Source organism: Haloarchaeobius iranensis, from assembly GCF_900103505.1.
GTDB classification, from domain to species: domain Archaea; phylum Halobacteriota; class Halobacteria; order Halobacteriales; family Natrialbaceae; genus Haloarchaeobius; species Haloarchaeobius iranensis.
In genome coordinates this window covers 1-8,092 of sequence record NZ_FNIA01000048.1, presented here as the reverse complement: position 1 = coordinate 8,092, position 8,092 = coordinate 1, and the positions used below count along the sequence as shown (strand labels likewise).

Here is an 8,092-nt window from a genome sequence, read left to right as displayed (position 1 = left end):
GAGCGCGGATGGGCCGGGGAACTCGCCGCGCTCGAGAACGAGCGCGGCTCGTACCCGCTCCATCTCCTCGGCCCAGTCGAGGACTTCTTGGAGCGTTGCGTCCATGTGAAGCCGGAGAAAGTGCAGGACGGCGTGCTTCCAGCCGGCAACCCCGTTGCCGGCTGGATGGCTGATCTGCATTAGCGCAGCATCAGTAAGTTTTCGTGCTATCGAGACAGCTTGTTTAACGAAGCGGAAGAGTACCTTTTGCACAACTGTACTCTCCCGCTTCACTTCCAACGTTCTGACGACTCGTCCCTACGCCGTCCGTGGATTCAATAGAGCCGTTCTCTCTTATCATTCCATTATATTCGAAAGCATGGGCCGACGTTGTCAAAGATCGATGGGTTTATTCCAGTAATTGAGCAAAGATAGGGAAATGGTTTTATTTTTAATTAAATATTGTATCAATTAACTGTGCACCGATTCGTATATCCTAGTAGTCTCTCCAGCCGCTCGTTCCCACGTGAACTTCTCGGCACGCTCGCGACCGCAAGCCGCGAGTGCCTCCCTGTGGGAGGAGTCGGTATCGAGCTCGAGGAGCGCGTCCGCGAGCGCAGCCTCGTCCTCCGGATCGACGAGGATCGCCGCGTCGTTCGCAGTCTCTGCCATCGCTCCATACTCCGCGGTGATGACGGGCGTCCCGACGCTCATCGCTTCCACAATCGGGAGACCGAACCCCTCGTACAGCGACGGGAACACGAACCCGCGGGCGTGACGGTACAGCCAGCCGAGCTCCGAATCCGAGACGTATCCAGTCGTGTGCGCTCCCGGAACGGGGTCGACGCCGACGTCCGCAAACACGTCGTTCTCGGGTCCGACCAGGAGGAGAGCAGCTGGCTCCTCGGTGTTGTCACGATACTTTCGGTATGCTCTGAGGAGTCCAGAGATGTTCTTCCGGGGGTTGAGTGAGCCGACGAAGAGGAAGTACGTCTCGGGTACGTCGAACTCGGTTGGGCGTTCTCCGTTGGGAACCCGAGCCACCCCGTTCTGGACGGCGTGAACCGATGTGGAAGGGTATCGGTCCCTGATGTCGGTAGCGGCAGACTCGGAGACTGTGATGAGCGCATCGCTCGTCCGCACGGTGACGGGCGTCAGTATCCGGTAGAGGGTGGCATAGCCCGTGGAGAACCACTCCGGATGAGCGATGGGAGAGATGTCGTGAATCGTCGTGACCTTGGGGAGCCGGCTGAGAGCCGGTGCGTGCCCGGCGGGAGTGTGTAAGAGATCGACCTCGTGTTGGCGGAGTGCGAGCGGTAACCGGAACTGTTCCCAGGCGTGGGCGACCGGGCCACTCGGTGACCACGCGGGTTCACGGGCACTCTCGATTCCATCTCTCCCCTGGAGAAGCTCCGGAAGCTCGTCGATGCCGAACGCGACGTACTCGAGACCGTCGTCTCTGGTGACGAGCGAATCAAGCAACTGTAGTGTGTACCGCCCGACACCCGTGAGCGTGGGTTTCGAGAGGACGCGGCAGTTTACTGCGACTATCGTTGTCATCGCTCGGTGTGGCCGCTCATGTCAATCTCACCGGTCACTACACCTCGTCTGTGGTCGCCAACCAACGCAGCAGCGAACGCCCAGAACGGGAACAGTGCTGTGAGCTTATCTAAGGGATGTGCGAAGAAAGCGAACGACAGATACGCGACTAGACCAGCAAGTACCGAGAGATGGAGATAGGGTCGGTTTCCATCTATAATTGAACGGAGCCCGGAGTGACATACGAGAGCCACCGTCAGGAAATACAACAGGAATCCGGGGAGCCCCGTCTCTGCCAGCAACATGATGTATATATTATGCAATGCGTGGGGGATCGGAATGTGGAGTTTGTTCTGTACGCCATACTCGCGAGCGACGTGGGGATAATTACCGCCCCCGATGCCGAACATGGGGTTCCGGCGAAATATATCCAGACCGACCACGTACTGTTGGAACCGGAATCCAAGATTCTTCAAGTTGAAAAACGGGACTGATAGGTCTCCACCATATTCTGTTGTGCCCGATAGAGGGGGCCCCTGCGTGTTCTCTGCTGGTGAAGTGGTTGGGTTGCTTCCATTGGTTGAAACGTTCTCACTTCCCGATGGAGGGGGCCCCTGCGTGTTCTCTGCCGGTGAAGTGGTTGGGTTGCTTCCAACGTTGGAAACGTCCTCAATTGCTGTATTCGACTTGTTGGAGGGGAACAAGATGCTGGTGACAGTTACGACGAAACTAAGGGCGTACAATGCGGCTTGATTCCGATGTTTGGCTACCATGGTCCGGGAATTTTCAAGTTCGAAGATTTGGTCGCCGTTACCATGCTTAAATATAAGTAAGATTCCAACTGCGAGAGATACAAGGAGGATTAGAAACGCACCGCGGCCTGCATCGGAGGTAGTTAACCTGAGAATCACCGCTGCAGCCACCGCGCCGATTAGACTCATCGAACCGTACCGACCACCCATATACGCCGCAATCCACAGCATTCCTGGGAATGACAGCAGTACCAGGCCAACGAGAACGTATCCATGCCCAGTGAGCCCTGACACGATGACGCGGTTGCTGACGTCGAGTAGAGGGTACGACACCGGGTTCCATGCAATGGATTCTCCGAGATAACTCACACCAATCGGCTTCTGTGTCCAGAGTTGCGCAACGCTGAAAGCAACGTGCCCAACAATCGCGATTGCATAGGTGAGAACTGTAGTTGGAAGCGTGATTTCCTCCCTTTCTACTCCTCGCCGTACAACCATGAACAGGACAAACGCCTGGAACTGAAGCCAAGAAAAGTAGAGTGCGATATCCGTTCGAGGACCGGATCCCAAGAGAGCGGAGAATACGGACCACGTGACGAACGCCGCGAACGTCAGTTCGATCCGGGTGATTGAGTCACGGGTGAACGCACCGTCGTACGCAAGCCACAGGACCAGGAGCAACAACGGTGCCTGAACCAGCCACACCTGTGGTCCCAGGGAACCCGGAATGAATCGAAAGTACTGGTCACCAGCAAGTGGTACGTTCGCGGCAAACGTCGATAGTACGAACATCGCAACATATGTCCCAATCCGCAGAGCGTCAAGCACGTACGCGACCGCGAGATATACAATGCCGACAGTCAATAGAGTAATCAGCATCACGATGAGTTTGCTGGCAACGCCGCCGGCAAGTGCTACTGTAACCGCTGGAACAACCCCAACCAATCCGGTCACCAGCAGCACGGAAAGTGAGGCCGTAGTGGCGAACGGAGTCGATTTTGTCCGGGCCAGATAGGCCGACATCGAATAGTTCAAATTTCCAACCTCTGTGACATGGCCTTCTCACATTCGGACTGTCCCGAGCAAATCAACCCGGCAGGGCTCATACTAGACGACGAGATGAAGCATACGTCCACGGGTTTCTCAGTCCCGGTCATGGAAGTGCCTGATTCACAGCCGAACAAATATCTTTCTTGAATCGCTCGGGGGAATACGCTTCTCTAACCGATTCGAGGTCATCACGGACTGACGACTGTATCTTCGGTGACGACAATACCGTTTCCATCTTTTCAATCGCATCGTCGATATCGCTGTACATAAGTTGCGCTTTCTGGCCGAGAATCTCGCGTTGACCACCGCTATCCGGGGCAAACGGAATTGCGCCGGCACTCGCGAGTTCTGCGACAGTGATTCCGAAATGTTCGTACGGCCGACCATGGAGACCATATCGATGACTACCAAGCAGTTCGAGGAGTCTCTCGTGGGATACACTCCCTTCGATATGGACGAACGATAGGTCCGCTCCGCGTTCTCGAACACGCTCAGAGTACGCGCTATCGCTGGTTGGGCCAACGATATGGAGGTGGACATCGTGTCCCCGGTCCCGGAGCTGACCGACGATATCGATATTTTTCAGAATTCGTTTGCTCGGGCCGACGCGACCGATAGTGAGGAAGCCATCTTCACGCTCCGACCAGGGTGTCGGTTCAAACCCAGATAGCGAAACCGGCGGATAAACGGTTTGCACTTGAGTATCGTAAACATCCTCGACGAGTCCGGCGGTCCAGTCCGAATTGGCCAGTAGCGTCGAGCTGGCGACGCGTTCAGGGTCGAAGTCGACGATGGCGCGAATCAGACGCTCGTAGGCACTTTTTGCCAAAGACTTCCGGTCTAGCCCCGGATCTTTGGCTTCGAACCGGGGGCTGTGTACGTACTGTACGCTTGGGACGTCGCAGGGGAACTCGTTCTTCGTACTTACGACTACGTCGAAGCTGGAGAGTTGATTACGGGCTGCGCGGTAGAGGAGGCAGGCTTGCAGCCGGACGAGCTTGTTCTCAAGATTCCGGGCGAGCAGAGGACCGAGTCTGCCTGGCACCCGGACAGTCGGTGTAGAGACTGATGTGGCGAAGTACTCGTTTAGCCCGGAGAAATCGGGCCGAGTCAAGGTAAACAACGTCACTTCGTGGCCGTCTTCCTGAAGTGCTTCTATCGCGTGCAGACAGACATCCTCGGCACCTCCCCTCATCCCGAGATCGGGGTGGAAGACGGCGATTCGACTCACATACCTCAATGTGGAACTGTACTTAATAACGTGTTCGGCTTGACGACCGACAGGAGGTCCGCGGACAGGATATCGATATCAGAGATAACGGCTGCAGGTGGCTAGAATCGAAATAGTGAAACCACCTCCTAACAAATCGAGGTGCAACTTGCTATGACGAGTATCGCGCTGGTGGTTCTCGACACCCTTCGAAAAGACGCTTTCGACGAGCACTTCGATTGGCTGGAGGGTGTTCGCTTCGAGCGGGCGTACTCGACAGCGAACTGGACGGTTCCCGCTCACGGCTCACTCTTTACTGGACTGTACCCGAGCGAGACTGGCGTGCATGCCAAGAACATGTACCTTGATGTGGAGAGTCCGGTACTCACGGAGCTACTCAGAAACGAAGGATACGAGACCCGAGCCTTCAGCGCGAACACGAACGTCACGAGCCATTTCGACTTCGACCGAGGCTTCTCCGACTTTCGGGTCCCAGACCGATTCGAGCACATGAACGACGACTCGGTGTTCGACTGGCGTGAGTACAGTCGAACGACGGAGACGACGGGGCTGGAGAAGTATCTGGGTGGTATCAAGCGCTGTGTCTCGGAGGATGTCGACACTCTCCGCTCGATCAAGACCGGTCTCGAGTTGAAATTGAGTTCGGGTGACGGCGTCGAATACGGTGGGGCGGAGGAAGCGATGGCCCAATTCGAGGACGAGTCGTTCGGCGAAGACGAATTCCTGTTCCTAAATCTGATGGAGACACACGAGCCGTATCGGGTGCCCGAGTCCTACGCCTCGGTACCAGAGCCAGAAATGACTGATGCAGTCGGTGATCTTCAACTGGGAGGCGAGAACGGCCAACAGGTGGTTGCAGCATACGAAGATTGCGCGCGATATCTCTCAGATATTTATGCCGAGTTGTACGATACCGTACTCGCTGAATTCGACTACGTCATCACACTCTCGGATCATGGCGAGTTGCTCGGCGAGTACGGGGGGTGGGGTCATGAATACGGTGTGTATCCAGAATTGACACACGTGCCGTTGATCATCTCCGGGCCGGAGTTAGACGACGAAACTCGGACAGAGGCTGTGAGTCTCGTTGATGTCTACCGAACGATTCTGGAACTTGTGGGTATCAATGACTCTGAAGGCCGTGGGGAGAATCTACTTGAAGACATCGAGGGTGACCGACTCACAGAGTACCGTGGATTGACGTCGTGGAGTGAAGGAAGGCTCCGAGACTCGTTTGACGACGAGATAGTCGATACGTACGACACGGTTAGGAGGGGAATTGCAACAGACGAGGGATACTGCTTCGAGACTCGTGATGGCGTGGAGATTGACAGCGATGAAATACTAACCCAAGAATTCTGTAGAGATTCTATCTCCGATTTCGTGGCCAAGTTGGATGAGCGAAGCGTTGATGGGCAGGCAGAAGTCCCCGAAGAAGTGAAAGACCGGCTCGAGGACCTCGGATACGCATGAGGCGTCGGGTATGACTACTGAGGAGGAACAGGGCGACAGCAGTAGTTCTGGACTTGATACGCTCGCAGTAGGGGGAGCAGTTCTCTTTGGAGGAATGATCATACAGCTCGGATTGGGATTCCTCGGGCGAGCGGCTATTGCCCGAGAACTCGGTCAGTTCGACTATGGGGCGGTAAGCCTCGGTCGGACGCTGCTGGTGACTGCTACGGCTGTGTCGCTGCTTGGAGTGAATCTCGGTATCGGACGACATCTCCCACGGCTTGACGACGTACGGAAGCGACGCGGAGTCGTGGTGTCGGGGATTCAACTCGCTATTCCTGCCTCGCTCGTGGTCACTCTTGCCATTGTCACTCAGGCAGATCGAGTCGCGACTACTGTATTCGGTGACCCAACTGTCGCTCCCTCGCTACGTGTGTTCGGATTAGCAGTCCCACTGGCAGTAATGATGAAACTTGCCATCGGCGCTGCGCAGGGAGCCCAAGAGTCCGTTCCGAAAGTCGTCATTCGAAACGTTGCACTCCCGGTGAGTCAGCTCGGATTCATCGTGTTCGCACTCTTAATCGGCGGGGAAGCAGTCTCAGTGTCTTGGGCTTACTTCGGGTCGTACCTCGTCGCCGGAACGCTAGGTGTGTACTATCTTTTACGACACTCCCCGCTCTCCCTCTCGAGTGGGTCGGCTGGATTCCATCGTGATTTACTCTCGTTTTCACTTCCACTCATGCTCGTGTCTGTGATGGAACTCGTGTTTGAGCAACTAGATACATACATTATATGGTACTATTCCAACGTAGAAACGGTAGGAGTCTATCAGGCGGTGTACCCTCTCGCGACGCTTCTGACGGTCGTCCTGATTTCGTTTCGATTCATTGCGATGCCAGTTCTCTCCGGGCTCCATGAAGACAATGCTGACGACCAGATGAAAGCACTCTACCAGACGGTCTCGAAATGGATCCTGGTAGCGACTGCACCGCTGTTTTTAGCTGCTGTTGTATTTCCGGAGGCTTCAATCGCTTTGACGTTTGGTCCGAAATATACTGGAGGGGCCATAGCGCTTCAGATCCTTGCTGTTGGTTTTCTCACCCACGCTGTCCTCGGGCTTAACGGGGCAACGCTGACAGCTGTCGGTCGAACGAGAGCCGTATTCGTCGCGAACGCGATAGCCGCAGTTGTAAATCTCTTACTCAACTTTCTACTGATACCGAAATATCCGCTCGTTGGTGCTGCGGTTGCAACTACGGCGGCCTACGTATTACTTAACGTAGGTTTCTCTGCATATCTGTACGTGGTTACGAGGATCTCTCCATTTACCTGGGACTTCGCTCGTTTAGGGGTCATGACTACAGTATTAATCGGTGTGTGGTCGCCTCTCTCGTCACTTGTCAGAAACGAGGTCGGGTTACTCATCCCTGTTCTCGGGCTATACGGCCTCGTGTATTTCACACTCTCCGTGCGGTACGCACGAATTAGTGAGGCTGAGCGCCGACTTGTTGCCCAGCTCGAAACGAAACTGGGGCGTGATTTGGACTCGGCAAGACAGGTCGTCTCGGTGCTGCGCCGGTGAATTCGCTCCACGTATCCGATGAGCTACCAAGAGAATCAACCAAGGGCTGCGAATCTGGACGTGCCTGAGAGAAGCCTACCGTCTCGACGACAGTACGACTCTGGTCTGAATAGTTCCCCATTCGCCGGACAGCCTCAACCGTCTCACTCTCGTCATCGCCTTCGGTCTCGTAGGGCTTCATTGAATCCGCAGATGGCGACGGGATTCACTGTTTCACGGCTTGTTTGACGTTGTAGACTGCGGCGGCGAGCACAATTTCACGAAACTGGCGATACCACGCTCGCGCTCGGACGGCGGAGCCGTACGAGCGCTTAATCACCGAATTCACGGTCTCACACACCGACCGCTGGTTGTAGAGGTCATCGTCGATCCGGGCGTTGTGCGCGTGGTCGTACGGTGCGAAGACGCGATGCTTGATCAGCGGTCGAACGCCTTCTGCGCGAAGCTCCTCGCGGAAACCCATATCGTCGTAGCCCTTGTCGGCGGCGAGGCTCCGCAGGTCGCCTG

Annotated in this window: 6 protein-coding genes and 1 pseudogene; 2 read left to right on the top strand and 5 right to left on the bottom strand. The window is 55.6% G+C overall.

The genetic code is table 11. From position 1 onward, the window contains the following. The 4 genes and pseudogenes from BLT27_RS18550 to BLT27_RS18535 form a co-directional block, all read right to left on the bottom strand. A pseudogene (locus BLT27_RS18550) lies at nucleotides 1–252 on the bottom strand (IS5/IS1182 family transposase); the annotation flags it as partial. Between the two features lie 198 nt (nucleotides 253–450). After that, nucleotides 451–1,539 carry a glycosyltransferase family 4 protein gene (locus tag BLT27_RS18545; protein WP_089736582.1) on the bottom strand — a complete coding sequence of 363 codons (1,089 nt, stop codon included), beginning with the start codon at nucleotides 1,537–1,539 and terminating at the stop codon, nucleotides 451–453. Continuing rightward, on the bottom strand, nucleotides 1,536–3,233 hold the full coding sequence (locus BLT27_RS18540) for an O-antigen ligase family protein (protein ID WP_175526523.1): 1,698 nt from the start codon (nucleotides 3,231–3,233) through the stop codon (nucleotides 1,536–1,538). The genes BLT27_RS18545 and BLT27_RS18540 overlap by 4 nt, the downstream gene beginning before the upstream one ends. A gap of 190 nt (nucleotides 3,234–3,423) precedes the next feature. Further along, on the bottom strand, nucleotides 3,424–4,551 hold the full coding sequence (locus tag BLT27_RS18535; RefSeq protein ID WP_089736577.1) for a glycosyltransferase family 4 protein: 1,128 nt from the start codon (nucleotides 4,549–4,551) through the stop codon (nucleotides 3,424–3,426). A gap of 153 nt (nucleotides 4,552–4,704) precedes the next feature. Between BLT27_RS18535 and BLT27_RS18530 the strand changes: the two genes are divergently transcribed. Both BLT27_RS18530 and BLT27_RS18525 read left to right on the top strand, forming a co-directional pair. Further along, nucleotides 4,705–6,024: a sulfatase gene (locus tag BLT27_RS18530; RefSeq protein WP_089736575.1), complete on the top strand. Its 1,320-nt coding sequence runs from the start codon at nucleotides 4,705–4,707 to the stop codon at nucleotides 6,022–6,024. A gap of 10 nt (nucleotides 6,025–6,034) precedes the next feature. Continuing rightward, nucleotides 6,035–7,585 (top strand): oligosaccharide flippase family protein, encoded by a 1,551-nt coding sequence (locus BLT27_RS18525; protein WP_089736573.1) that lies wholly within the window; start codon nucleotides 6,035–6,037, stop codon nucleotides 7,583–7,585. A gap of 205 nt (nucleotides 7,586–7,790) precedes the next feature. On the opposite strand, the gene BLT27_RS18520 is transcribed toward BLT27_RS18525, so the two are convergent. After that, on the bottom strand, nucleotides 7,791–8,092 hold a 302-nt coding region (locus BLT27_RS18520), incomplete at its 5' end, for a transposase (protein ID WP_139172425.1).